At 70.0% G+C, this 25,142-nt stretch carries 19 protein-coding genes; 11 read left to right on the top strand and 8 right to left on the bottom strand.

What is annotated here, in order from left to right; genetic code table 11:
- Positions 1-19: 19 nt before the first annotated feature.
- Both AC1DHY_RS14345 and AC1DHY_RS14340 read left to right on the top strand, forming a co-directional pair.
- Complete coding sequence (locus AC1DHY_RS14345) at positions 20-5,074, top strand: Lhr family helicase (protein WP_476903801.1); 5,055 nt, start codon at positions 20-22, stop codon at positions 5,072-5,074.
- Positions 5,067-5,912, top strand: coding sequence for a DNA-formamidopyrimidine glycosylase family protein (locus AC1DHY_RS14340; RefSeq protein ID WP_476878866.1), 846 nt, complete (start codon positions 5,067-5,069; stop codon positions 5,910-5,912). Before AC1DHY_RS14345 ends, AC1DHY_RS14340 begins: the two co-directional genes overlap by 8 nt.
- A 237-nt stretch (positions 5,913-6,149) precedes the next feature.
- Here the strand turns inward: AC1DHY_RS14340 and yczE are convergent, their stop codons facing one another.
- Positions 6,150-6,797 carry a membrane protein YczE gene (gene yczE, locus AC1DHY_RS14335; protein ID WP_476878865.1) on the bottom strand — a complete coding sequence of 216 codons (648 nt, stop codon included), beginning with the start codon at positions 6,795-6,797 and terminating at the stop codon, positions 6,150-6,152.
- 60 nt (positions 6,798-6,857) lie between these two features.
- Between yczE and yczR the strand changes: the two genes are divergently transcribed.
- Positions 6,858-8,390: a MocR-like transcription factor YczR gene (gene yczR, locus AC1DHY_RS14330; RefSeq protein WP_476878864.1), complete on the top strand. Its 1,533-nt coding sequence runs from the start codon at positions 6,858-6,860 to the stop codon at positions 8,388-8,390.
- A 129-nt stretch (positions 8,391-8,519) separates the two neighbouring features.
- Here the strand turns inward: yczR and AC1DHY_RS14325 are convergent, their stop codons facing one another.
- Together AC1DHY_RS14325 and AC1DHY_RS14320 are read right to left on the bottom strand one after the other, a co-directional pair.
- Complete coding sequence (locus AC1DHY_RS14325; RefSeq protein ID WP_476878863.1) at positions 8,520-9,212, bottom strand: SRPBCC family protein; 693 nt, start codon at positions 9,210-9,212, stop codon at positions 8,520-8,522.
- On the bottom strand, positions 9,205-9,897 hold the full coding sequence (locus tag AC1DHY_RS14320) for a helix-turn-helix domain-containing protein (protein WP_476878862.1): 693 nt from the start codon (positions 9,895-9,897) through the stop codon (positions 9,205-9,207). Before AC1DHY_RS14320 ends, AC1DHY_RS14325 begins: the two co-directional genes overlap by 8 nt.
- Positions 9,898-10,090: 193 nt before the next feature.
- Between AC1DHY_RS14320 and AC1DHY_RS14315 the strand changes: the two genes are divergently transcribed.
- The gene (locus tag AC1DHY_RS14315; RefSeq protein WP_476878938.1) at positions 10,091-11,044 is read left to right on the top strand and encodes an RluA family pseudouridine synthase; all 954 of its coding nucleotides are present in this window, start codon (positions 10,091-10,093) and stop codon (positions 11,042-11,044) included.
- Between the two features lie 92 nt (positions 11,045-11,136).
- Positions 11,137-11,781, top strand: a complete 645-nt coding sequence (locus AC1DHY_RS14310) for a DedA family protein (RefSeq protein WP_476878926.1) — start codon at positions 11,137-11,139, stop codon at positions 11,779-11,781.
- Positions 11,782-11,805: 24 nt separating this feature from the next.
- Here the strand turns inward: AC1DHY_RS14310 and AC1DHY_RS14305 are convergent, their stop codons facing one another.
- The 3 genes from AC1DHY_RS14305 to AC1DHY_RS14295 form a co-directional block, all read right to left on the bottom strand.
- Positions 11,806-12,111 carry a hypothetical protein gene (locus tag AC1DHY_RS14305; protein ID WP_476878927.1) on the bottom strand — a complete coding sequence of 102 codons (306 nt, stop codon included), beginning with the start codon at positions 12,109-12,111 and terminating at the stop codon, positions 11,806-11,808.
- A gap of 84 nt (positions 12,112-12,195) precedes the next feature.
- Positions 12,196-15,015: a phosphoenolpyruvate carboxylase gene (gene ppc / locus AC1DHY_RS14300; protein ID WP_476878928.1), complete on the bottom strand. Its 2,820-nt coding sequence runs from the start codon at positions 15,013-15,015 to the stop codon at positions 12,196-12,198.
- A 154-nt stretch (positions 15,016-15,169) separates the two neighbouring features.
- A complete protein-coding gene (locus AC1DHY_RS14295) occupies positions 15,170-15,850 on the bottom strand; it encodes an NADPH-dependent F420 reductase (RefSeq protein WP_476878929.1) in 681 nt (226 codons plus the stop codon).
- A 132-nt stretch (positions 15,851-15,982) separates the two neighbouring features.
- Here AC1DHY_RS14295 and AC1DHY_RS14290 point away from each other — a divergent pair, with 132 nt between their 5' ends.
- Both AC1DHY_RS14290 and AC1DHY_RS14285 read left to right on the top strand, forming a co-directional pair.
- The gene (locus tag AC1DHY_RS14290; protein WP_476878930.1) at positions 15,983-16,633 is read left to right on the top strand and encodes a TetR/AcrR family transcriptional regulator; all 651 of its coding nucleotides are present in this window, start codon (positions 15,983-15,985) and stop codon (positions 16,631-16,633) included.
- Positions 16,620-17,447: a DUF1684 domain-containing protein gene (locus AC1DHY_RS14285; protein WP_476878931.1), complete on the top strand. Its 828-nt coding sequence runs from the start codon at positions 16,620-16,622 to the stop codon at positions 17,445-17,447. The genes AC1DHY_RS14290 and AC1DHY_RS14285 overlap by 14 nt, the downstream gene beginning before the upstream one ends.
- A gap of 25 nt (positions 17,448-17,472) precedes the next feature.
- On the opposite strand, the gene AC1DHY_RS14280 is transcribed toward AC1DHY_RS14285, so the two are convergent.
- Positions 17,473-18,690: an acyl-CoA dehydrogenase family protein gene (locus tag AC1DHY_RS14280; protein WP_476903800.1), complete on the bottom strand. Its 1,218-nt coding sequence runs from the start codon at positions 18,688-18,690 to the stop codon at positions 17,473-17,475.
- Entirely contained in the window at positions 18,687-19,493 is an 807-nt protein-coding gene (locus AC1DHY_RS14275; protein WP_476878933.1) for an SDR family NAD(P)-dependent oxidoreductase, read from the bottom strand. The genes AC1DHY_RS14280 and AC1DHY_RS14275 overlap by 4 nt, the downstream gene beginning before the upstream one ends.
- Positions 19,494-19,653: 160 nt before the next feature.
- On the opposite strand from AC1DHY_RS14275, the gene AC1DHY_RS14270 reads away from it, so the two are divergent.
- From AC1DHY_RS14270 to AC1DHY_RS14255, 4 genes are all read left to right on the top strand, one after another.
- Positions 19,654-20,943 carry a glycoside hydrolase family 76 protein gene (locus AC1DHY_RS14270; RefSeq protein WP_476903799.1) on the top strand — a complete coding sequence of 430 codons (1,290 nt, stop codon included), beginning with the start codon at positions 19,654-19,656 and terminating at the stop codon, positions 20,941-20,943.
- A gap of 165 nt (positions 20,944-21,108) precedes the next feature.
- Positions 21,109-22,158 carry an iron ABC transporter substrate-binding protein gene (locus AC1DHY_RS14265; RefSeq protein ID WP_476878935.1) on the top strand — a complete coding sequence of 350 codons (1,050 nt, stop codon included), beginning with the start codon at positions 21,109-21,111 and terminating at the stop codon, positions 22,156-22,158.
- A 3-nt stretch (positions 22,159-22,161) separates the two neighbouring features.
- Entirely contained in the window at positions 22,162-23,754 is a 1,593-nt protein-coding gene (locus tag AC1DHY_RS14260) for an ABC transporter permease (RefSeq protein WP_476878936.1), read from the top strand.
- Complete coding sequence (locus tag AC1DHY_RS14255; RefSeq protein WP_476878937.1) at positions 23,751-24,926, top strand: ABC transporter ATP-binding protein; 1,176 nt, start codon at positions 23,751-23,753, stop codon at positions 24,924-24,926. The genes AC1DHY_RS14260 and AC1DHY_RS14255 overlap by 4 nt, the downstream gene beginning before the upstream one ends.
- Positions 24,927-25,142 lie beyond the last annotated feature (216 nt).

Raw genomic sequence — 25,142 nt, 5'->3', positions numbered from 1 at the left:
CGTAAGGCATGATGGAGGAATGAAGGGGCAGGAGCTCGCCGGCGGCACACTCGAGGCCGAGGCAATGGACCGGTTCAGCCGGCCGACCCGTGAGTGGTTTTTGGGTGCCTTCAGCGCGCCCACCCCGGCCCAGAACGGCGCGTGGAATGCCATCTCCTCCGGCTCCCACGCCCTGGTGGTCGCGCCCACCGGCTCGGGCAAAACGCTCGCAGCTTTCCTCTGGGCCCTGGACCGGCTCCTTGTCTCCGTCCCGGCGGAACCCGAGGAGCTGCCGGGCCTGGACGCCGCAGCCGCCAAGCCTGGACGGCGGAAAACGCCCAAGCGGAAGACCCGGGTCCTGTACATCTCCCCGCTGAAGGCCCTCGGCGTCGACGTCGAACGCAACCTGCGCGCGCCGCTGATCGGCATCACCCAGACCGCCAAGCGGCTCGGGCTTCCCGCGCCGCTGACCACTGTGGGTGTCCGTTCCGGAGACACGACGGCGGCGGACCGCCGCTCGCTGCTGAGCAACCCGCCGGACATCCTCATCACCACGCCCGAGTCCCTCTTCCTGATGCTGACCTCCAAGGCGCGCGAAACCCTGGACGAGGTCGACACCATCATCGTGGACGAAGTCCACGCCGTCGCCGGCACCAAACGCGGCGCCCACCTGGCCGTCTCCCTGGAGCGCCTCGACGCCCTCCTGCCCAAGCCCGCGCAACGGATTGGGCTCTCCGCCACCGTGGAGCCCAAAGAACTGGTGGCTCAGTTCCTCGCCGGATCCGCCCCGGTGGAAATCGTGGCGCCTCCATCGAAGAAGACCTGGGACCTCACCGTTTCCGTTCCGGTCGAGGACATGTCCGACCTCCAGGGCGCCGCCGGGGCCTTCGATTCGGGGCCTGCGTCGGGGCTGCAGCCACAGGCGTCCATCTGGCCGCACGTCGAGGAGAAGATCGTGGACCTGGTGCTGGCGAACCAGTCCACCATCGTGTTCGCCAACTCCCGCCGGCTCACGGAGCGCCTCACGGCCCGGCTGAACGAAATTTACGTCGAACGCCAGCTGATGGCGGAGGGCGGAGGCTGGGACGACGCCGCCCCGGCGTCGTCCGGCGGCCCCGCCACCTCGACGGCCACGCCGGCGCACATGATGGCCCAGGCCGGCAGCACCGCGGGCGCGGACCCGGTGCTGGCCAGGGCGCACCACGGGTCCGTATCCAAGGACCAGCGCGCCCTGATCGAGGACGACCTGAAGTCCGGGCGGCTGCGCTGCGTGGTGGCCACCTCCTCGCTGGAACTCGGCATCGACATGGGCGCCGTGGACCTGGTGGTGCAGGTCGAATCCCCGCCGTCGGTGGCCAGCGGGCTGCAGCGCGTGGGCCGCGCCGGCCACCAGGTCGGCGAAGTCTCCCAGGGTGTGCTCTTCCCCAAGCACCGGGCGGACCTGGTCCACACGGCCATCACCGTCGAACGGATGCTGGACGGCAAGATCGAGCGGCTCTACGTCCCGGCGAATCCGCTGGACATCCTCGCCCAGCAGACCGTCGCCGCGACCGCACTCGGCGGGATCGACGTCGAGGAATGGTTTTCCACCGTCCGCCGCTCCGCGCCTTTCGCCTCGCTCCCGCGCTCCGCGTTCGAGGCCACCCTGGACCTGCTGGCCGGACGCTACCCCTCGGACGAATTCGCCGAACTGCGGCCCAGGATTGTCTGGGACCGCAATGCAGGCACCATCGAGGGACGCCCGGGCTCGCAGCGGCTGGCCGTGACCTCCGGCGGCACCATCCCGGACCGCGGCATGTTCGGGGTCTACATCATCGGCACCGAGGCGGAGGGCACCGGTAGCGACGGCTCCAGCGAGGGCAAGGCCCCCAGCCAGGCGTCCACCGCCAAGGGCGGGCGCCGGGTTGGCGAGCTGGACGAGGAGATGGTCTACGAATCCCGGGTCGGGGACATCTTTGCCCTCGGCGCCACCAGCTGGAAGATCGAGGACATCACGCACGACCGCGTCCTCGTCTCCCCCGCCTTCGGCCAGCCGGGCAAGTTGCCGTTCTGGCGGGGCGATTCGCTCGGCCGGCCGGTGGACCTGGGCCGGGCCCTCGGCGCATTTATGCGCGAACTCTCGGCATCCGACGTCGGCCCGGCCACCGAGCGCTGCAAGGCCACCGGCCTGGACGACTTCGCCGCCAACAACCTGATCCAGTACCTCGCCGAACAGAAACTCGCCACCGAGGTGGTCCCCAGCGACACCACCCTGGTGGTGGAGCGGTTCCACGACGAGCTCGGCGACTGGCGGGTGGTGCTGCACAGCCCCTTCGGCATGCCGGTGCACGCGCCCTGGGCCCTGGCCGTCGGCCAGCGCCTGCAGCAGCGCTACGGGCTGGACGGCTCCGCGATGGCAGCCGACGACGGCATCGTGCTGCGGGTGCCGATGATGGAGGACGAACCGCCCGGCGCCGAACTGTTCCTTTTCGAGCCCGAGGAACTCGAACAGATTGTCACCGCTGAGGTCGGCGGCAGCGCACTGTTCGCCTCCCGCTTCCGGGAGTGCGCGGCCCGGGCCCTCCTGCTGCCGCGGCAGACGCCCGGAAAGCGCCAGCCGCTCTGGCAACAGCGCCAGCGCTCCGCCCAGCTGCTGGACGTCGCCCGGAAGTACCCGACCTTCCCGATCGTGCTCGAGACCGTGCGCGAGTGCCTGCAGGACGTCTACGACCTTCCCGCCCTGAAGGACATCGCCGCCTCGATCGAGCGGCGCGAACTGCGGATCCTGCAAACCACCACGCAGCAGCCCTCGCCGTTCGCAAAGTCGCTGCTCTTTGGCTACGTGGCGCAGTTCCTCTACGAGGGTGATTCGCCGCTGGCCGAACGCCGGGCCGCCGCCCTGGCGCTCGATTCGACCCTGCTCAACGAGCTCCTGGGCAGGGTGGAACTGCGCGAACTACTCGACGCCAAAGTCATCGAGGCCACCGAGCTCGAACTTCAGCGCCTCGCCCCGGACCGCCGGATGCGCGGACTGGAAGGGGTGGCCGACCTGCTCCGGCTGCTCGGCCCGCTTACCGCCGGCGAAGTCGCGGCCCGGCTCGAGGCGCAGGACCAGCCGGAGGGGGCGGATGCGGCGGCCGCCGGGGTGGCCGGCGAAGCCGCGGCTGCGCCGGATGCGGCTGAAGCCGCGCCGGAGGAGGAAGCCGTCGCGGCGGTTGCCGTGGGCGCCGACGCCGCAGAGGCCGCCGCGCACTTGGCCGCGCTGCAGCGCGCAAACCGCGCGATCAAGGTCAACATTGGGGGCGCCGAGCGGTTCGCCGCCGTTGAGGACGCCGCGAGGCTGCGGGATGCGCTCGGCGTTCCGTTGCCCATGGGTGTGCCGCTGGCGTTCATCGAGCCCGTCGCCGACCCGCTGGGCGACCTCGTCTCGCGCTACGCCCGCACCCACGGGCCCTTCACTGCCGGCGAAGCAGCCACCCGGCTGGGACTCGGCGTCGCCGTCGTCGGCACGGCCCTGAAACGGCTGGCCGCTGACGGCCGCGTCGTCGAGGGCGAGTTCCGCCCCCACGCAGCGGCTCCCAATGCAGCACCCGCGGGCACCGACGGTGCGGACGACGGCGGCGCCGACGGTGCCGCGGCCGCCGCTCCGGCCGTCGTTCAGCCTCTGGCGGGGGCCAGCGAATGGTGCGACGCCGAGGTACTGCGCAAGCTCCGGCGCCGGTCACTGGCCGCGCTGCGCGCCGAGGTCGAACCTGTGGACACGTCGGCGTACGGGCGGTTCCTTCCAGCGTGGCAGCACGTGCGGACCCCCGGCGGCCGGGGCCAGTCGGCACTGCGCGGGCTGGACGGCATCATCACCGCCGTCGACCAGCTCTCCGGCATCCCGATTCCGGCGTCGGCCTGGGAACCCCTGGTCCTGGCGAGCCGGGTCTCCAATTACCAGCCCGCCATGCTCGACGAACTCATGGCGGCCGGGGAAGTCCTCTGGTCCGGGGCCGGCTCCCTGCCCGGCAACGACGGCTGGGTGAGCCTGCACCTCGCCGACTCGGCCGAACTGACGCTGAACCCCGCCATCGACTTCGAGCCCGGGGACGCCCAGCAGCGGCTCCTTGACCACCTGCAGAACAACGGCGGCGGCTACTTCTTCCGGCAGCTCACTGACATTGCCGGCGGGATGGACACGGTCCTGAGCGACCAGGACGTTGTGTCCGCGCTCTGGGATCTGGCCTGGGCCGGCCGGATCACCGGCGACACCTTCGCCCCCGTCCGCGCCCTCATCGCCGGCGGCCACACCGCGCACCGCCAGGTGGGGCGGGCTCCGCGGGCCCGCGCCCCGCGGCCCAGCCGGCTGGGCCGCGCCCACGGCAGCGGGCTGCTCGGGTCGCCCGGGCTCACCGGCGGCCGCTACGGTTCGGTCAGCGGAACCACACCCACACCGCCCCTGGCCGCGGGGCGCTGGTCCGCCCTCCCCTCCCCGGAACTCGACGCCACCATCCATGCCCGGGCCACCGCCGAACTGCTGCTGGACCGCTACGGCGTGGTCACCCGGGGCTCGGTCATGGCGGAAAACATCCTGGGCGGGTTCGGCCTGATGTACAAGGTGCTGGCGCGGCTGGAGGAGGCCGGGCGATGCCGCCGCGGTTACTTCATCGAACACCTCGGCGCCGCGCAGTTCGCGGTGCCGGCCACGGTGGACCGGCTGCGCTCCTATGTTGAGGACGCCCAGCTGGAGAATGCCGAACCGGTCGCTTTGGCGCTCGCCGCCACAGATCCCGCCAATCCCTACGGCGCGGCCCTGCCGTGGCCTGCCCTGGACGTGGAGGCGGGAACGGGCCACCGCCCCGGCCGGAAGGCCGGCGCCCTGGTGGTGCTGGTGGACGGCGCCCTGGTCCTCTACGTCGAACGCGGCGGCAAGACTTTGCTGGCATTCAGCACCGACGCCGGGCTGCTGGCCGCCGCCGGCGCCGCGCTGGTGGGGGTTGTGACCCGGGGCGCCGTCGACAAGCTGATCATGGAGAAAGTCAACGGCCACGGCATCCTGGACACACCGGTCGCAGCCGCCCTGGCCCAGGCCGGCGCCTATTCCACCCCGAAGGGACTGAGGATCCGTGCCTGAGGGGGATTCGGTTTTTCGGGCCGCGGCGCAGCTGCACGCCGCGCTGGCCGGCAAGGAGCTCCTCGCCTCCGACTTCCGGGTGCCCCGGTTCGCCACGCTGAAGCTGGGCGGCTGGACTGTCCAGGAAGTTGTCCCCCGCGGCAAGCACCTGCTGATGCGGGTGACTGGCCCGACGCCGAAGGACCCGCTGACCATCCACTCGCACCTGAAAATGGAAGGCACGTGGCAGGTCTATCCCCCGGGCGGGCGCTGGCGGAAGCCCGGATTCACGGCCCGTTGCGTGCTCCGCACCGCGTCCGCGGACGCCGTCGGATTCTCCCTGGGCATTCTCGAGGTCATCCCCACCGCGGAGGAAGCCAGTGTGGTCGGCCACCTCGGACCGGATCTCCTCGGCCCGGATTGGGACATGGCGGAGGCCGAACGGCGGCTGCTGGCGGACCCCGACGTGCCGATCGGCGTCGCCCTCCTGGACCAGCGCAACCTCGCCGGCATCGGCAACATCTACCGCTGCGAGGCGTGCTTCCTCTCCGGCATCCACCCCGCAGCCCCGGTCTCCGCGGTGCCGGATTTGGCCGCGATGATCACCGACGCAAAGGTACTGCTGACGGCGAACCTCGGCCCGGGGCGGCGGGTGACGGTGCTGAACGCCCGCGGCGTCCCGGTGGGCCGGACCGCGGGACGGCCCGGCTACTGGGTGTACCGGCGCGAGCACCAGCCCTGCCTGAAGTGCCGCACCCCCATCCGGCGCGGGGTTTTGGCCAAGGCCAGCGGAACGGAGGAACGGGACATCTACTTCTGCCCCACCTGCCAGCCCCCGCCAGGTATGCAGAACGGGTGAGGCGGGGCGCGGTGTGCCGGGGCCGCGGGGTGGGCCGTTCCGAGGGGTGGCCTGTCGACTCGGCGACGTGCCAGCGACGCGCAAAATGCCTTAGGCGACGGTAATTCCCCTAGCGAGCGGTAATTTGCGCGTCGAGGGATGTTTTGCGCGTCGAAGTCGATGGCCTGCAAACGTCCGGGGCGGAGGGAACCGCGCACTCCGTCAGGGAGCCCCACCAGTTCCCGGGCCACCAGACGGTCAGAGAGTGGCCACCGCCGGGTCGGCTGCTGATACCGGTGGTTCGGGCGACTCCTCCTCGGGCACCTTGGCCTCGGGCACCGTGAACCGCGGCAGCAGGAGTTGCACCAGCGGGCCGATCGCCAGCGCGTAGAGCACCGTCCCGACGCCGACCGAACCGCCCAGCAGCCAGCCGGCGGCCAGCACCACCACCTCGATGGCGGTCCGCGCGCCCCTGACGGGCCACCCGGTGCGCCGTGCGAGTCCGGTCATTAGGCCGTCCCTCGCCCCGGGGCCCAGGCGGGCGCCGATGTAGAGCGCCGACGCCACACCGTTCAGCAGCACGGCCCCCACCAGCAACGCGATCTGGCCGCCCAGGTGTGAGAACTTCGGAATCAGGGCCAGCCCGATGTCGGCAAAGACGCCCACCAGCACCGCATTGAAGACCGTGCCGACGCCCGGCCATTGCCGAAGCGGGATCCACAGCAGCAGGACCAGGAAACTGACGATGATGACAACCGTGCCCAGGCTCAGGCCGGTCCGGCCCGCGAGTCCCTGGTGGAAGACATCCCACGGAGCCGTGCCGAGGCTGGCACGGATAACCATGGCCAGCGAAACGCCATATAGGGCGAGGCCAATCTGGAGCTGGAGGAGTCTGCGCGTCATCATGCCTTCAATCATTGCCAAAACTGGCCTTGCAATCCATAGCCAGTTTGAAATACTGGCCTTATGTCCGCCTCCCTGAATCCGAGTTCCCTTGCACGCCTGCTGGGTGAGTGGAACGTCGGCGCCTCGCCCGCTTACCGCGAGCTGGCCGACGTCGTCCGCCTCCTGGTGCTGGACGGGCGGGTCCCCCTCGACGTCGCACTGCCCAGTGAGCGGGCACTGGCCGCGACCCTCGGCATCAGCCGCACCACGGTGACGGCGGCTTACGCCCTGCTGCGCGAACAGGGGTACCTCAGCAGCGGCCAGGGCAGCCGGAGCCGGAGCTGCATCCCCAGCCAGGGGCCCGTCCATGCGGGGGCGAACGACGGCGGACTCCGGCTCAGCGGCGCACCCGGGCTGGCGGTGCCGGACGGAATCATCGACCTCGCCTACGCCTCGCTGCCCGCCAGCGGCGAAGTGGTGCACCGCGCGTTCGCCGCGGCGCTGACGGAACTGCCGGCGCTCCTGCCCGGATTCGGGTACGACGCGCTCGGCGTCGGACCGCTCCGTGAGGCCATCGCGGCCCAATACACGGCGGCCGGCGTGCCCACCACGGCCGGGCAGATCCTGGTCACGTCCGGCGCGCAGCACGCGCTGAACATAGTTTTGCGGACCCTGGCGGGGCGTTCGGAGCGGGTCCTCGTCGAGCATCCGAGCTACCCGAACGCCCTCGACGCGATCCGGGCAGCGGGCTGCCGGCCGGTCACGGTGGCCATGCCCGCGGCAACTTCCGACGGCGGCCACCATTCCGGCGGCCTGCGCGCGCCGGGCGGCAACGGGCACCCCGGCTGGGACCTCGACGCGATGGAGTCCGCACTCCTGCAGCAGCGGCCGGCGATGGCGTACGTGGTGCCCGACTTCCACAATCCCACCGGCCGCCTGATGCCCGACGAGCAGCGGCGCCGCCTTGTCGCTGCTGCCGCGGCGGCGGGCACTGTATTGGTGGCCGACGAAACGCTCCGCGAGCTGAACCTCGACGGCGTCCGCTCCACGCCCATGGCCGCGTTCAGCCCGGCGGTGGTTTCCCTCGGATCCCTGAGCAAGTCGCACTGGGCGGGGCTGCGCACCGGCTGGATCCGTGCCAGCGAGCCCCTGATCCGCCGCTTCGCCGCCGCCCGCACCACCCTGGACCTCGGCGGCCCCGTGGTGGAGCAGCTCGCCGCGGCGCACCTCGTGAGCGATCTTGCCGAGCCGCTCCCGGCGCGGCTCGCGTCGCTGCGCGGAAACCGGGACGTCCTGCTCGATCTGATCCGCAGCCAGCTTCCGTCGTGGCAAGCGGAACGGCCCGACGGCGGGCTGTCCGTCTGGTGCCGGCTGCCGGCGCCGGTGAGCACCGCCCTGGCCGTGATCGCCCCGGACTTCGGCATCCGGCTCGCGGCGGGACCAAGGTTCGGCGTCGGCGGCGCGTTCGAACACTACCTGCGCGTCCCGTTCACCCTGCCGCCGGAGCAACTGGAGACTGCGGTGCTCGCCCTCCGCGCGGCCCAGGATCGGCTGGACAGCTCGCCCCAGCTGCGCCGGAACCTGGCCGCCCAGCCCGCCGTCGCCATCGCCTGACCGCTGGGCCACCACGCCCGTTTCGACGGTTCCCTGCCGGTTCGACGCCCAGAAACATCGAGGCGGCGCGGAACCGTCGAAGTGGCGAAGCGTGGTCGCGTGGAAACGGGGGGGCCGCGGAGGAGGGACCTAGGCGTAGACCTTCGCGAGGAACCCGGCCCACGCATCCGCCGTCGCCGCGGAGTCGCCCCGGCCGCTGAAGTCGTGCACGGTCATGCCCACCGGCGCTCCGAAGTTGTTGCGTCCGAAGAACCGGTACATCGTGTCGGCGGTCCGAATTCCGAGGAAGTTTTCGTTGGCAAAGTCCACTTCGCCGGACAGGTGGCCGACGCCGTCGATGTCCAATGCCACCCCATCCCCCGGGGCCGAGCCAGCCACTCCGAGGGCCTTCTTGAGCCGGTCGAAGCCATCCGGCGCCTGCGACGGGGCCGGGGCCTGGATATCCGTGAAGACCACGGGCCTCCCGCTGAAGTGCTGCAGGTACTGGCCGAGGGTGTGGAGGTAGAAGGCGGTGTGCTTGCTGGCGCCGTTGTACTGTTCGACCCAGTTGTCCGCAAAGATGCCGCTGTGGACGTAGTGCAGCCGCGCCCGGCCGCCGTCGGCCGGTTCCAGAACGTGCTCCAGCTGGTTGAACCAGCCGTCAGGTCCCTCCATCCGGGACACCAGGTGGGACGGGTAGTCCTCGACGGTGCGGACCGCGGGCCACTGGTCGGTGGGGAACATCCAGGCGGGAGTGTCCTTGGTGACGGCCTCCCAGACCTGCTCGGGGGTGCCCGGCAGCTCAGCGTCGTAGACGATCTCGAATTCGCGCTTGTCAGTCATTGTTCTGCTCCTTGGCTTGTGGGGTCGCGCCCTGGGGGCTGCGTGGGGTGCTATTCGGCGGCGTCTTCAACGCCGGGTGGAGCGCGACGACGAGCCGGTGCTTGCGTCCGGCAGGCGGCCTAGCGGCCGGGGCCCCGTCCTGGCTGGCCGCGGGACCGGTCGGTCCGCCGTCGTGGTACTTGTCCACGAGTCGGGTGACTGCGACGCCGAGTTCCTCCGCAAACGCCGCCCGGTCGGCGGCCGTCCTGAACGTCACCTCGCCATCGATCGCAAAGGTGGCGAGTTTCTGCCTCGCCGCGGCGGCACCGGCGATCAGCTGGCCCACCTCCTGGACCATACGGGCCGCGAGCGCCAGCAGCCAGAACGCGGAGAACCGGTCCGAGAAGCGGCGCGGGTCCGGGGCCACGGACGCCAGCGCCGACGGCGAAATCAGGTACGACGACGCCGTCGCCCGCAGGAGGCGTTCGGTGACGTTTCCCCGCCGGCGCTCCTCGATGAGTTCCACCAGCCCGTGCCGTTCGAGCGCTTTCAGGTGGTAATTCACTTTCTGCCGCGGCAGCCCCACCTTCGCGGCAAGCTGCGTGGCGGAACCGGGCTCGGCAAGCTCACGGAGGATCCGGGTGCGGATCGGGTCCAAAGAGGCCTCCGCCGCGGCCGGGTCCTCGATCACTTCGATGTCTAGCATGCTCCAAGTCTCCTTGCCGACAGTTTTATTCGTCAAGAACTTTTTTGTCGTCGGCGCCGTTTCGACGGTTCCCTGCGGGCCCGATGCTCAGATACGTCGCGCCAGCACGGAACCGTCGAAGTGGCCGGGGCGGAGGCCGGCGAACGGGAGCGAGGGGTGGGCGCAAGGGCGGGGCACGTAGAATGGACCGGTGATGCAATCCCCCCTGCCCGTACGTGACGGCGTGAATGCGACCCGCCTTCGCCTGCCGGAGGAGGGGCCGTGGGACACCGCCATGGAGTACATGATGCACCGCTGGGGCCACATCGACCCGCAGGGCATCGAGGACCGCTTTGACGCCGGCGAGATCGTGGGCGAGGCCGGCGTCCCGCTGGACCGCACCACCCCCCTGCGCCGCCACACCTTCATCTGGTACTACCGCTCCCTGCCGCCGGAGACGCGTATGCCCGTGGAGCTGAACATCCTGCACCAGGATGAACACCTGCTGGTGGTGGACAAGCCGCACTTCCTCCCCACCACGCCGGGCGGCACCTACATCCAGGAATCGGCCCTGGTCCGGCTGCGCAACCAGCTGGAGCTGCCGGACCTGATCCCCATGCACCGCCTCGACCGCATGACCGCCGGGATCCTGCTGCTCTCCACCAACCCGGAGACCCGCGGGAAGTACCAGGTGCTCTTCGAAAAGCGCCAGGTCCAGAAGGAGTACGAGTGCGTGTCCGCCGCGGAGCCCGCCGCCGGGCACCCCGCCGTCGACTTCCCCGTGGTGGTCCGGAACCGGATGACCAAGTCCCGCAGTTACCTGCTCGCCGAGGTCATCCCCGGTGAGCCCAACGCCGAGACCCGGATCGAGCGGCTGCGCTGCTTTGACGGGCCCGCCCGGGCGGGAGCGGCCGACGACGGCGGCCCGCGCCGCGCGCTGTACCGGCTGGAGCCGCACTCGGGCAAGACGCACCAGCTGCGAGTGCATATGGCGTCGCTGGGACTCGGGATCGTGAACGACGCGTTCTACCCCGACCTGCTGGATAAGGCGCCGGACGACTACACCAGACCCCTGCAGCTGCTGGCGCGCGGCATCCGCTTCGTCGACCCCATCTCGGGCGCCGCGGTGGAGTACCGCAGCCGGCTTACCCTTTCCGAGTCCCGCTAGCCCGCTAGCCCGCTAGCCGCGGGCGCGCCGCGCGCCCACCCGCATCGAACCACACCGCGCCCACCCCGCCGGATATGCGATACCTTGTGCCCATGGACCTGGCCAACGCGGACACCTGGGGAGCCGCGATCTATTTCTGGATCATCCCCGTGGTCCTTGGCGACGCCATCTTCCCGCCGGTCCCCTCCGAAATGCTGGTCATCACCGGCGGCGCCCTGTCGGCCGACGGCCGCGCCAACGTTTTCCTCGTGGCGTTCCTCGCCGCGGTGGCGTCCTGGCTCGGCGACCTCCTGGTGTTCCAGCTGTTCAAACGGCGGCTCAGCCATGTGCTGGACCGGTGGAGCTGGGGCCGGAAATTCCACAGCGGGGTCCACCTCGCCATCGCCCGGGCCGGCCGCTCGTCAACTTACGGGGCGATCATCGGGATCCGGTTCATCCCCGGCGGCCGGCTCGCCACCACGGCAGCGGCCGGGATTGCCAACGTGTCCACCCGCGGCTTCAGTTTCTGCGCGGCCCTGGGCGGCACGCTGTGGGCGGTGTGGTCCGTGGCCCTCGGCTACGTCACGGGCTCGGCCACCAAGCTGCCCTTTTGGGCCAGTTCGCTGATCGGGGTGGGAGTGGGCCTGGTGATCGGCGCCGTCGTCGGAGTGATCGTCACGCGCCGCCGCGGCAGCCGCTCCCCTGTGGTGGAGCCCGGTTCCCCCGGCGCGGATCCCGACGCCGAACTCGACTTCTAGGCCGGCGCTGCCGCCGACGGGCCGCTAGACCGGGGCCCAGCGGCCGCGGTTGCGCCGAAGCACCGTAAGCGTCCCGGTGACTGCCACGCGCTCGACGGCGTCGCGCATCATGGCGGCCGACTCCAGCGCCTGGCTGTTCTCCGCGGCATAGGCCGTGGCGTCCACCAGGAAACGCAGGTTCAGCTGCGGGACGCCGCCGGCGAGTTCCAGCTGGTTCGACTCCATGTGGTGCCGCGTCCCGAGCACCTCCACGGCCGTTGCCATCACGGCCTCCGGCGGGTTGCCCGGCTTGAGCCCGGTGATTTTGAGTCTGGTCTGGAACGACGGCATAAAACCACCCTAGCCGGAGCCAGCAGGACGCAAGCCAGCGCGGACCGCCCCGGCCGAGAGCGCCCCGGCCGAAACCCCGGGCCCCTACCCCGTATTGCGCAGCCCGGCAGCCACACCGTTGACGGTGATCAGCATGGCGCGCTGGAGCCGCTCGTCGATCTCGGCATTGGACATGTCCGTCCCGGCAGCGGATTCGGCGCGGACACGGCGGAGCAGCTCCACCTGCAGGTAGCTGATCGGATCGAGGTACTGGTCCCGGATTTCGAGCGAGCGCTTGAGGGTGGGCTGGGCGTCCAGCAGCAGGTTCTCACCAGTCAGGTTCTGGATTTCGGCGACCGTGAGCTCGTACTCGGCCCGGATGGCGTGGAACAGGTGGTGCAGCTCCTCCGGGACCAGGGTAGAGACGTAGTAGCCGGCGATGTCCATGTCGGTCTTGGCCAGGGTCATTTCGACGTTGGAGAGCACCGAACGGAAGAAGTGCCACCCGTCCATCATCTCCACCAACTGGGCCGTGTGGCCGGCCTCGCGGGCCGCCTTGAGTCCCGAGCCGACGCCGAACCAGCCGGGAACGATCTGCCGCGACTGGGTCCAGCCGAACACCCACGGGATGGCCCGGAGCCCCTCCAGCCCGGCCCCGGAATCGGGGCGTTTGGACGGCCGGGACCCGATGTTCAGCGACCCCAGCTGCTCCACCGGGGTGGAGGCCATAAAGTAGGCCGGCAGGTCCGGGTCATCGATCAGTGTCCGGTACCGGGCGAACGCGGCGTCCGAGATGGTTTCCATCACGTGGCCGTACCGCTCCCGCTGGTCCTCGGAGGTGCGCGGGGTGCGGTGCAGCGCGGAACCCTGGAGCACCGCGGCGAGGGAGAGTTCCAGGTTTTCGCGGGCGAGCTCCGGCAGCGAGTACTTGTCCGAGATCACCTCGCCCTGTTCGGTGAACTTGATCTCGCCCTCCAGGACGCCGTTGGGCTGGGCCATGATGGCGTCATAGGTGGGCCCGCCGCCGCGGCCCACCGACCCGCCGCGGCCGTGGAAGAGCCGCACCCGCACGCCGTGCTTCGCTGCGACGTCGCGCAGCTTCCGCTGGGTTTTGTAGATTTCCCACTGGCTGGTCATCACCCCGGATTCCTTATTGGAGTCCGAATAGCCAAGCATGATCTCCTGCACGTCGCCGCGCAGCCGGACCACCTCGCGGTAGGAAGCGTCGGAGAGCAGCGCATCGACGATCTCGGCCGAGGCCCGCAGCTCCTCCACGGTCTCCAGCAGCGGGGCGAACCCGATCTTCGCGTAGGGCGCCTCACCGAAGACGTTCACCAGCCCGGCCTCGCGGGCCAGCACGACGGCGGCCAGGACGTCGTCTGCGCCGCGGGTCATGGACACAATGTAGGTCTCGATGACGTCCGGGCCGTAGGTGCGCAGGGCGCGGCGGATCTCGCGGAAGACGTCGTAGGTGCCGTCCGCGACGCCGTCGAGCTTGATCGGGTGGCCGGAGAGCGGTCGCCGGGACGCGAGCTCGGAGCCGAGAACCTCCAGCCGCTCGGCCCGGCTCAGTTCGGCGTACCGCACGCCGGGGCCGCCGAGCCGGTCCATCAGCTGGCCGACGGCGTCGTGGTGGTGGTCGGCGTGTTCCCGGATGTCCAGGGTGGCCAGGTGCAGGCCGAAGGAGGAAATCGCGCGCCGGACGCGGGCCAGGGCACCGTCGGCGGCGAGGGCGGCGTGGTGGTTCCGGAGCGAGGTTTCCAGCAGTCCCAGCTCGGCCAGGAGTTCGGCGGTGGCGGCGTAGTCCCGGCCCGGCTCGTGGGCGGACCCGGCCGCAACCCGGCGCCCGGTGTTGAGCAGCTTCGCCTTGATGCAGGTGAGTTTGAGCCTGTACGGTTCCTGCGCGTTCAGTTCCAGGACGCGGCGGTCCAGGCCCGGCAGGTTCTTCAGGTCGACGTCGATCGAGTCCAGCAGTGCCTGGTCCGCCCCGGCGAGCGCCGTGGAGTTGGACAGGATGGAGATCAGCCCGTCGATCAGGCCGATGCTGATCCGGACGGCGTGCTGGTTCTGGATCTGCAGGATTTCGCGGGTGACGGCCGCGGTGACGTTGGGGTTGCCGTCCCGGTCCCCGCCGATCCAGGACCCGAAGCGGATCGGCGCCTTGGTGACCGGCAGGCTGACCCCGTGGTCGCCGAGGAGTTCGGAGAGGTCCGAGAGCATCTCCGGCATGGCGTCCCCGAGGATCCCGGTTAGGTAGTAGATGGCGTTCCGGGCCTCATCCACGGGGGTGGGCCGGACCTGCCGGAGCTCGTCGGTCTGCCACATCTGGTCGATTACCTCGGCCAGCTGGCGGTCCTGGCGGCGTCGGGCCGCGGTCCCGTCGAGGGTGGCCTCGGACAGCACGTCGGAGAGCCGGCGGATCTTGTCCAGCACGGAACGGCGCGAGGCCTCCGTGGGGTGCGCGGTGAAGATCGGCCGCACGTCGAGCTCATCCACCACGTCCTGCAGCACACCCGGGCCGGCCTGCTCCGCGATGTCCGCGACGGCCCTGGCCAGCCAGCCGTCCTTCTCCTGCCGGTTCCGCAGCCCGCGCACCCGGTGGACCTGCTCGGCGGCGTTGGCCAGGTGGAAGTAGAACGCGAAGGCCCGGACCAGGTCGGTGGCCTGCTCGAGCGGCAGGGAGCCGAGCAGTTCCCGGACCTGGGCGACGACGTCGTACGAGCTCCAGGGACCCGTGGCGTCGGCGCCGCCGCGGGCAGCCTCCTTGGATTCCTTGGTCAGCAGGCGCACCTGCTCCACGAGGTCCAGGAGTTCCGGGCCGTGCTGGCGGACCAGGGATTCGCCGAGCAGGGTGGACACCCGGCGGACGTCAGCGCGGAGTTCGGAGGCGAGGTCCGAGGCGGAAGTCATTGCAGTGTCAGCCATGGAAACAATCTTTCGAGGGTTCGACTTGGCTCGTACACTGCGCTGGATACTGTGAGCCGGGTTACTTATACCCATGGGATGTTACCCGGCTCACGGTGCGCCGTGGAATCCGTCTCAGATAGTGTCCGCCCCCTTGCCGTTCGAGGCCCGGGGCCTAGCGGGCGATCTTGAAGTTGAAGTCCGCGTTCCCGAGGGCACCCCAGAGCCGCAGCCAGACCGGCAGGAGCATCTCCGTGCCGCGGGCCGTGGTGATGTCGCCCAGGTCGATGATGTCGCGGTGCCCCAGGTCCGCCAGCAGGCCGGACACCGCGGCCTTGGCGCCGGCGTCGTTGCCGGAGACGAAGACCGAGTGGTCGCCGCCGGCCACACTTGCCGGGTCCACCATGATCGCGGCGTTCATCGTGTTGAGGGTCTTGACCACCCGGGCGTCGGGGAACGCCCGCTGGATCTGCTCGCCGAGGCTGTCCGTGTTCACCGGGTTCAACGACGGCGGGAAGCCCTGGGAGAAGTCGAGCGGGTTCGCGATGTCCACAATGACCTTGCCGGCCAGGTTGTCGGCGCCGGCGGCGTTCAGCGCCTCCAGGGATCCGGTCCCATTGGTGGCGTTGACAACAATGTCGCTGCCGGCCGCGGCCTCGGCGAAGGTGGCCAGCGCAATGTCGGAATGTTCCGTGTGCCACTGGGCGAAGGGGACGCCGCCCATCGGGCCGGCCTCGGTCCGGGCCAGGGTGGCCTGCGGGTCCCGGGTGCCGATAGCGACGTTGTGGCCGAGCTTTGCCAGGGCGCCTGCGACCGTGGGGCCAACGGTGCCGGTGCCGAAGACTGCGATTTTCATGGGGACCTCACGGGTTTCGGATTATGGGGTAGACAGAACCGTCTACCATCTGGCGAGACGTTATCAGACAGAACTGTCTACGGCAAGACCCGGCAAGCTGGATAGACAGACTGGTCTGTGTACCATGAAGCTATGACCGCGACAGCCCCAGCGCCCACTGCCGGGCCCCGGGCTGTCCGGACGCCGGCCGGCCAGGCGAAGGACAAGATCCTGGCAACGGCATTCCGGCTCTTTTATGCCCAGGGCCTCCGGGCGGCCGGGATCGATACGATCATTGCCGAGTCCGGCGTCGCCAAGGCCACCTTCTATAAGTACTTTCCGGCCAAGGACGACCTGATCCTGGCCTATCTCGAGCGGGTCGACGGGGTCTGGAGCGGGCAGCTGCACGCCGCCGCCGACGCCGCTGGGCCGGCACCCGCGGACCAGCTGGTGGGCCTCTTCGACGCCCTCTCCACCGCGTGCCGCCGGGACGGTTACCGCGGCTGCGCGTTCATCAATGCCGCCGCCGAATCCGCCGCCGGCACCCGGGTGCACGAACGGACTGTCGCCCATAAGCAACAGATCCTGGCGTGGATCAGGTCCCTGGCCGCGGAGGCCGGCGCCCCGGACCCGGACGGCCTGGCGCGGAGCCTGACCCTGGTCCTCGACGGCGGCCTGGCCAGCGGGGTCCTCGACGCCGACCCCGCCGCGCCCGCCGCAGCCCGCGCCACCGCCGCCGCGCTGGTCGCGGCCGCCCTCGCACCCCCGCCCGCTACCAGGAGTGACGCCCGTGACCACAGCTGAGACCCCCGCCGACCCGCAGCTTGCCCGCTGGCAGCGCTTCCGCACCAGCCGGAACACCGCCCTCGCGAGTGACTACGGCTGGCTGACCCTGACCTCGTTCCAATGGCTGGAGGACTCCCCCGCCGCCGTCGACCTCGCGCCGGGGCTGTGGTCAACGGACGGCACGGCAGCGTTCCTCACCGCCGCCGCGGCGGACGGGCTGACGCTGGTGGAGTCCGGCGACCCCGTGGACGGGACAGTCAGCGCGGAACTGGCCGACGAGGAATCCCTCCTGTGGGTCCAGTACGGCGGCACGGACGGCCGGCAGGTGGTGGTGGAACTCGCCATGCGCGCGGACAAATACGCGATCCGGACCCGCGATTCGGCGTCGCCGGTCTTCACCGGGTTCAGCGGCGTTCCCACCTTCGACTACCGGCCCGACCTCGTCATCGAGGCGCGCTACACGCCCTACCCCGAGCCGGTGGACGTGCCCATCGGAACCGCCAACCCGCTGGTCGACGGTGTGCACCGCTCCGTCGGCGAGCTCGTCTTCCGGCTTCCCGGCCAGGAGCACGAAAGCCGCCTGCAGGCCGAAGAAGAGAAGCTCGGTGCCCTGACGGTCACGTTCCACGACGAGACCAACGGCGAGAGCACCGACGAGTGGCGCAAGGTCTCCACGGCCCGGCCGCGGCCGGACAACACCGTGATCCTGGACTTCAACCGGGCCATCAACTACCCCAGCGCGTTCACCCCGTACGGCACCTGCCCCATGCCGGTGAAGAACAACAGCCTGGACTACCGGATCGAGGCCGGCGAGAAGCAGCCCTTCGCCTAGCGGTACCCCGGACAGGCGGCCGGGGTCAGGCGATCGCGGAGACCCCGGTGACCGCGCGGCCCACGATCAGGGTGTTGATCTCGTAGGAACCCTCGTAGGTGTAGATCGCCTCGGCGTCGGCGAAAATCTTCGCCATCCGGTAATCGGTGACGATCCCGTTGCCGCCCAGCAGGGACCGGCCCATCGCCACGGTTTCCCGCATCCGGGCGCTCACGTAGGACTTCGCCAGCGCCACCTGGGGCATATCCGCCGCGCCCCGGTCCTGCAGCTGCGCGATCCGGACCATCATGCCCATACTCGCCACCGCGTTCCCCAGCATGGTCACCAGCTGCTGCTGGACCAGCTGGAACTTCGCCAGCGGCCGGCCGAACTGCTGGCGTTCGACGGCGTGCTGCCGGGCGACGTCGAACGCCGCCAGCTGCTGCCCCACACCCTGCCAGGCGACCATGATCCGCGACCCGCGCAGCAGCTCGTTGGTGTCATCGAAGCTGTTGATCCCGGCGAACCGGTCCGATTCGGCCACCCGGACGTCCTCGAAGACAATGTCGGCGTTCTGCACGGTCCGCAGCGCGATCTTGTTCTCGATCCGGCTCCGGCTCACACCCGGCAACGTGGCGTCGACGATGAACCCGCGGATGCCGCCGTCGGCCTCGTCGCGGGCCCAGACCAGCATGTAGTCGCAAAACGTCCCGTTCCCGATCCAGCGCTTGGCGCCGTTGAGCACCCAGTAATCGCCGTCCTCCCCGCCGGAGACCCGGCGGGCGGTGGTCTCCATGCCGCCGGCGACGTCGGATCCGTGGTCCGGTTCGGTCAGCGCGAAGGCCCCGGTGGTGCGCAGGTTGGCCGCGTCCGCGAGCAGCCGGGCCTTCTGGTCCGCCGAGCCGAACCCGTAGAGGGACTCCACGAAAAGGTCATGGTGGACCAGGAAGAAGGTGGCCAGCGAGGTGTCCACCCGGGTCATCTCGGCGATGACGAGGCCGGCGAAGAGGTTACTGTAGCCGCGCTGGGTGGGCGCGCTGAGTTCGAGCGCCGCGAGTTTGGGCAGGATGTGTGCCGGGAACTCGGCGTCGTTCCACCACCGGGTGGCGAACGGCGCCACCTCGCGGGCCAGGAACTCCCGCAGCTCGGCCACTTTCGCCTGCTCGGCGGCGCTGAGGAGCGACTCGAAATCGAAGAAGTCGGCGGTCGGCAGTCCGGAGAGGGCCGGGTCCACGGGGGCAGTGGCGTCCACGGCGAGGGTCACTTCGGTCCCATCCGGATGGCGCCGTCGAGCCGGATGGTCTCGCCGTTGAGCATGGCGTTCTCCACGATGTGCGCTGCCAGGTTGGCGTATTCGGCGGGGCGGCCCAGCCGGGACGGGTGCGGTACCTGGCTGCCCAGCGAGTCCTGGGCCTCCTGCGGGAGTCCGGCCATCATGGGGGTCTCGAAGATCCCGGGGGCGATGGTGACGACGCGGATCAGCGAGCGCGCCAGCTCGCGGGCGATCGGCAGGGTCATCGCCGCCACGGCCCCCTTGGAGGCCGCGTAGGCGGGCTGGCCGATCTGCCCGTCGAAGGCTGCGACGGAGGCCGTGTTGATGATGACGCCGCGTTCGGCCCCGCCCAGCTCCGTGTGCGCGGGCTCGGTGGCAGCCATTGCGGCCGCGGCCAGGCGGATGACGTTGAACGTGCCCACGAGGTTGATCTGGATGACGCGGCTGAAGGTCTCCAGCGGGAGCACTCCGTCGCGGCCCAGCACCTTGCCGGGGGTGGCAATGCCGGCGCAGTTGACCACGATCCGCAGCGGGCCGAGGGCGACAGCGGCGTCCACGGCGGCCTGCACCTGCTCTTCGCTGGTCACGTCCGCGGGGACGAAAACGGCGCGGTTTGCCGTGTCGGCCCGGCCGCCGGCCTGTGCGTTCAGTTCGGCCGCGAGGCCCTCCCCGGCGGAGGCGGGGAGATCAACCAGCACAACCGAGGCGCCGGCAGCGAACAGCCGCCGGGCCGTGGCGGCACCCAGCCCGGATGCACCGCCCGTGATCAGCGCGACAGTACCCAAGACGTCCATACATCCTCCTTGATGTGGAACCGCACCCCGGCCGTGGACTTCACGCAGCCCACCGGCGCCAGGGAACATTAGTTAGTACAGGTTAACTGGAATGCCAATATTGCGCACGTCGGACGCGGGAATCCGTGCCGGGGATACCGCCGCCACTAGGCTTGGTCCCATGACCGCAGCATCCGCCCATGCCCCCGCCACGAACTGGTCCTTCCGCGCCGACGAGGCCGCCCGTTCCGTGACCCGGCTGTTCGGGCAGCGCCTCTTCTTCCTGCCCGGCACGCACATCGCTGCGATCACCCGCCCGTCGGGCCGGCTGAAGAACCTCGCACGGCCGTGGCACTACTGGTGGCAGGCGCACTACGTTGACTGCCTCGTGGACGCCGGACGCCGCGAACTCGGCGGCGAGGGCCACACGCCGGCGAAGTTCGACGGCGACAACCTGCCCAGCGCCGGCAAGCTCGCGTCCCGCCTGGTCACCGGCATCCGGCTGCGCAACTTCCTGACCGTGGTCAACAGCTTTTACGACGACATGGCCTGGCTGGCCCTTGCCACCCTGCGGCTCGAGACGCTGGCCGAGGACACCCGCAAAAGCTCCGGGCGGCGGCGCAACGCCAAGGTCCTCAAGAGCCTGACCCTGCAGTTCGACTCGGCCTCGACCGACGACCTGGGCGGCGGCACGTTCTGGAGCAAGAAACGCGACTTCAAGAACACGCCGGCCACGGCCCCGATCGCCCTGTACTACGCCCGCACCGGACAGGCGGCCCGGGCGCAGGCCCTGCTGGACTGGCTGGACGCCAGGCTCTTCGACCCCGAGCAGGGGATGTACCAGGACGGCCTCCGGATTGCCCCCGGCGGCGACCTGGTGCTGGAGAGCGCCATCTATACCTACAACCAGGGCCCGGTACTTGGCGCCCTGCTGGAGCTGGGCGGGGAGGCGAACCTGCAGCGGGCGGCCGCACTGGTGGCGGCGGTGGGGCGCAGCCTCACGGTCGAGGCGCCGCTGATGGGCCGCAAGGCCACCGTCCTGCGCTCCGAGGGAACCGGCGACGGCGGCCTGTTCACCGGGATCCTGGTCCGCTACCTCGCCCTGGCCGCCGTCGACGAACGGCTGCCCGACGAGACCCGGACCGAGGCGGCCCGCCTCGTCACGGACACCGCGGAGGCCTTCTGGGAGGGCCGGCGCCTGGTGGCGGCGCAGGAGCCTCTGGCGCGCAACGGCGCACGGCTGGTCTTTGCGGCCCGGCCCGAGCTGCCGGCCCGGCGCAGCTACCCGGCGGGTTCCGCCGTTGAACTCTCCACCCAGCTGCAGGCCTGGATGGTGCTGGAGGCAGCGGCGTCCATCGCCGGGAAGCTGCCCGTCGTCGAACCTGCCAAGGTCGACGCCGAGCGCGGGGCAGCCAGCGCCCCGGACGTTTCGGACGCTTCGGAGGCCCTGGAGACGCCCGAGGCCAATTAGGTCACGCAATAGTTTCGTAATTCATGTGATCCTCCTCACTTAAGGCACTCTCGGCTTGGTTGCTTAGGTTTGGCTAACCTACAGTTTTTCGTAGTGAGCATCCCCTAACTTCCCCGCTCACGGAGGTTAGGCACCTACGACCTTTTCCTTGCAGAAAGTAGCCTCATGAAGATCCGCAACAACGCGCTGGCCGGCATTGCCCTCGCCGCCACCGCCGCGCTCAGCCTCGCAGCCTGTGGCACCGGCGCCTCCTCCGGCAGCACTACCGGAGCCGATGGCAAGCCTGCCCGTGAAATCACCGTCTACAACGCCCAGCACGAATCACTGACCAAGGAATGGGTGGACGCCTTCACGGCGGAGACCGGCATCAAGGTCACCGTCCGCCAGGGCGACGACACCGAGATGTCCAACCAGATCATCCAGGAAGGCGCGGCCTCGCGGGCCGACGTGTTCCTCACCGAAAACTCCCCCGCCATGGCCCAGGTGGAAAATGCCGGCCTCTTTGCGGACGTGGACAAGGCCACCGTCGACCAGGTCCCCGCAGGGTTCCGCCCGTCCACCAACAAGTGGACGGGCATCGCCGCCCGCTCCACCGTGCTGGTCTACGACAAGGCCAAGCTGAGCGCTGACAAGCTGCCCAAGTCCATGCTGGACCTGGCCAAGCCCGAGTGGAAGGGCAAGTGGGCGGCGTCGCCCTCCGGCGCCGACTTCCAGGCGATCGTCTCGGCCCTGCTGGAACTCAAGGGCGAGGCCGCCACCGAGGAATGGCTCAAGGGCATGAAGGAGAACTTCAAGGCCTACAAGGGAAATAGCACGGCCATGAAGGCCGTCAACGCCGGTGAAGTGGATGCCGCCCTGATCTACCACTACTACTACTACGGCGACCAGGCCAAGACCGGCGAGAACTCGAAGAACGTCACGCCGTACTACTTCAAGAACCAGGATCCCGGCGCGTTTGTCTCGGTCTCCGGCGGCGGTGTGCTCAAGTCCTCGAAGAACGCCGCAGCCGCCCAGGCGTTCCTGAAGTTCATCACCGGCAAGAAAGGCCAGGAAGTCCTGCAGAAGGGCACGTCCTTCGAGTACCCGGTGGGCTCCGAGGTCGCGGCCAACGGGAAGCTGGTACCGGTGAAGGAACTGCAGGCACCCACGGTCGATCCGGCCAAGCTGAATTCCGCCAAGGTCACCGACCTGATGACCAAGGCAGGCCTGCTCTAAGCGGTGACAAAAACGCTGGCTGCTCCCGGAACCACCGGCGGCACGACGACGGCGGGCAGGGCCACGCGGCCCCGCCCGCCTTTCGGCGTCTCGGTTGTGTCGATCCTGGCCGTCCTGATCGCCCTGTTCTCCCTGGTCCCGCTCGGCTACGTGGCGTTTATGACGGTCGCGACCGGCTGGGACACCGCCGTCGGCCTGATCTTCCGGGCCCGGGTGGGTGAACTGCTGCTCAACACCGTGCTGCTGATGGTGATCACCGTGCCGCTGTGCGTGGTCCTCGGCGTCGGCGGCGCCTGGCTGGTCGAACGCACCAACCTCAAGGGCCACAAGTGGTGGGCGGTGCTGCTGGCCGCGCCGCTCGCGGTGCCGGCGTTCGTCAACAGCTACGCGTGGGTCTCCGCCGTCCCCTCGATGGGCGGGCTGTGGTCCGGCGTGCTGATCGCCACCCTGTCCTACTTCCCCCTGGTCTACATCCCGGCCGCCGCGACGCTCAGCCGCCTCGACCCCGCCATCGAACAGTCCGCCGCGTCCCTGGGCCTTGGCGCGTGGCGCGCCTTCTTCCGCGTGGTGCTGCCCCAGCTCCGGATCGCGATGACCGGCGGCGCGCTGCTGGTCTCCCTGCACCTGCTGGCCGAGTACGGCGCGTTCGCGATGATCCGCTTTGACACCTTCACCACCGCGATCATGGTCCAGTACCAGTCCACCTTCAACGGAACGGCCGGAAACATGCTGGCCAGCGTGCTGGTCTTCTTTTGCCTGATCCTGCTCCTGGTCGAAGTCCGCGGCCGCGGCACTGCCCGGTACGCCCGGGTCGGTTCCGGCGCGCAGGCCAGGGCGCTGCGGCTGCCGCTGCACGCCTACCAGCTGCCGGCGCAGTTCTCCCTTCTGGCCCTCACCGCCCTGGCCTTCGGGCTTCCCCTGACGTTTGTGGTGCGCTGGATCGTCGCCGGCGGCCCCGCTATCTGGTCCGCGGACGAGTTCCTGCCGGCACTGCTGCAGACCCTCGGCTACGGCCTGGCCGGGGCGGCGGCCACCACCGTGGTCGCGTTCCCCATGGCCTACCTCGCGGTGCGGCATCCGGGCTGGTTCAGCAAGGCCCTGGAACTCTCCAACTACGTCACCAGCTCCATGCCGGGGATCGTCGTCGGCCTGGCCTTCGTGACCGTGAGCATCCGGATGGCCCCGGACCTCTACCAGACCACGGCCCTGCTGGTCTCCGCGTACGTGTTGCTGTTCCTGCCCCGCGCCCTCGTGAATATCCGCTCAGGGCTGTCGCAGGCGCCCAAGGAGCTCGACGAGGCAGCCCAGGCCCTCGGCAAACCGCCGCTGCTGGCCTTCCTGCGGGTCACCCTGCGGCTGACCGCACCGGCTGCCGCCGGCGGGGCCGCCCTGGTGTTCCTGGGGATCGTCAATGAGCTGACGGCCACCCTGCTGCTCTCGCCCAACGGCACGCGCACCCTGGCCACGGAATTCTGGAGCAAGAGCAGCGAAATCGACTACGCCGGCGCTGCGCCGTACGCCCTGTTGATGATCCTGATCTCGGCGCCCATGACCTACCTTCTCTTCCAGCAGTCCAAGAAAGCAGCGGGACAGTGACCGAACAAAACCCCTCCCGGCTCCCCGAACCCCGGATCGCGGCCTCCGTGGCGCCCAGCACCAACAGCCACCTGGAAGTCGAGGCCGTCACGAAGAACTTCGGCTCCCAGGCGGTCCTCAAGGGCGTCAACCTCTCCGTCGCCAAGGGCGGGACGACGGCGATCGTGGGACCCTCCGGCTCGGGCAAGACCACCCTGCTGCGCCTGATTGCCGGTTTTGAACACCCCGACACCGGCACCATCGCCCTCAACGGCCGCACCGTGGCCGGGGACGGGCTCTGGGTCCCCGCGCACAAACGGCATGTTGGCTACGTCGCCCAGGACGGCGCCCTCTTCCCGCATCTGACCGTGGGGCAGAACATCGCGTTCGGCCTCGACGCCGGCAAACTCGACGGCGGCCACCGCGGCGTCAAGGCACGCGTGGCCGAACTGCTCGAAATGGTTGCCCTGGACCCGGCCATGGCCAAGCGGCGCCCGCACCAGCTCTCCGGCGGCCAGCAGCAGCGCGTCGCCCTGGCCCGCGCGCTGGCCCGCGAGCCGGAACTGATGCTGCTGGATGAGCCGTTCTCCGCGCTCGACGCCGGGCTGCGTGTCGCCACCCGGCGGGCCGTCGGCACTGTCCTCCACGACGCCGGGGTCACCACCATCCTGGTCACCCACGACCAGGCCGAGGCGCTGTCCTTCGCGGACCAGGTGGCCGTGATGCGCGGCGGCAAACTCGCCCAGATCGGCAACCCGTTTGTGGTCTACACCCGCCCGGCGGACCGGGCCACCGCGGAATTCCTTGGCGACGCGGTCATCCTCGACGCCTGGATGGAAGGCTCCCTGGCCACCTGCTCCCTCGGCGGCATCCCCGTCCGCCGGCCCCCGGCGCAGGGCCGCGTCCAGCTGATGCTCCGCCCCGAGCAGATCCGCATCGCCGAGGACGGCCCCATCCGGGGCACCGTGGTGGACACGGACTACTTCGGCCCCGAAACCACCGTCCGGCTGAAACTGGCCGTTCCCCCCGTCCTGGCCGAAGGGGCCGTCGCGGACCACCGCTACCCCGGCGGCGGCGAGGTCATCACCATCCGGCACTGGAACGCCTCCATCGCCCGTCCCGGCACCGAGCTGTGCCTGCGTGTGGTGGGCGAGGCCGTCGCCTTCCCGATGGAGGACCCGGCCGACGGCTGAGGCCCCCCGCTGTCCGCACATACCCGGCGTTGCGGCGCTGCCTGGCCATGCCCGGCCCGCGGTCAGCCCTAGGTGTACTGGGCCGGGACGTTGTTGACACTTAGGGCTTGAAAACGAGGAGGACCTCCGGGCTAAGTGGAGCTGTCTAATTCACACACTTCGCGCTCGGAGGTCCTCGTGTCCCACGTTAATGCCCGACTGACAGTTCATGGAAGA

Source organism: Arthrobacter sp. 05L44 (genome assembly GCF_056397605.1).
This window is presented reverse-complemented; position numbering and strand designations above follow the sequence as displayed.

Bases quoted from the DNA above. Each gene is read 5' to 3' on its own strand.
- AC1DHY_RS14345 (WP_476903801.1), top strand. From the start codon at position 20: ATGAAGGGGCAGGAGCTCGCCGGCGGCACACTCGAGGCCGAGGCAATG.
- yczE (WP_476878865.1), bottom strand. From the start codon at position 6,797: ATGATGACGCGCAGACTCCTCCAGCTCCAGATTGGCCTCGCCCTATAT.
- yczR (WP_476878864.1), top strand. From the start codon at position 6,858: ATGTCCGCCTCCCTGAATCCGAGTTCCCTTGCACGCCTGCTGGGTGAG.
- AC1DHY_RS14325 (WP_476878863.1), bottom strand. From the start codon at position 9,212: ATGACTGACAAGCGCGAATTCGAGATCGTCTACGACGCTGAGCTGCCG.
- AC1DHY_RS14320 (WP_476878862.1), bottom strand. From the start codon at position 9,897: ATGCTAGACATCGAAGTGATCGAGGACCCGGCCGCGGCGGAGGCCTCT.
- AC1DHY_RS14315 (WP_476878938.1), top strand. From the start codon at position 10,091: ATGCAATCCCCCCTGCCCGTACGTGACGGCGTGAATGCGACCCGCCTT.
- AC1DHY_RS14310 (WP_476878926.1), top strand. From the start codon at position 11,137: ATGGACCTGGCCAACGCGGACACCTGGGGAGCCGCGATCTATTTCTGG.
- AC1DHY_RS14305 (WP_476878927.1), bottom strand. From the start codon at position 12,111: ATGCCGTCGTTCCAGACCAGACTCAAAATCACCGGGCTCAAGCCGGGC.
- ppc (WP_476878928.1), bottom strand. From the start codon at position 15,015: ATGGCTGACACTGCAATGACTTCCGCCTCGGACCTCGCCTCCGAACTC.
- AC1DHY_RS14295 (WP_476878929.1), bottom strand. From the start codon at position 15,850: ATGAAAATCGCAGTCTTCGGCACCGGCACCGTTGGCCCCACGGTCGCA.
- AC1DHY_RS14290 (WP_476878930.1), top strand. From the start codon at position 15,983: ATGACCGCGACAGCCCCAGCGCCCACTGCCGGGCCCCGGGCTGTCCGG.
- AC1DHY_RS14275 (WP_476878933.1), bottom strand. From the start codon at position 19,493: ATGGACGTCTTGGGTACTGTCGCGCTGATCACGGGCGGTGCATCCGGG.
- AC1DHY_RS14270 (WP_476903799.1), top strand. From the start codon at position 19,654: ATGACCGCAGCATCCGCCCATGCCCCCGCCACGAACTGGTCCTTCCGC.
- AC1DHY_RS14265 (WP_476878935.1), top strand. From the start codon at position 21,109: ATGAAGATCCGCAACAACGCGCTGGCCGGCATTGCCCTCGCCGCCACC.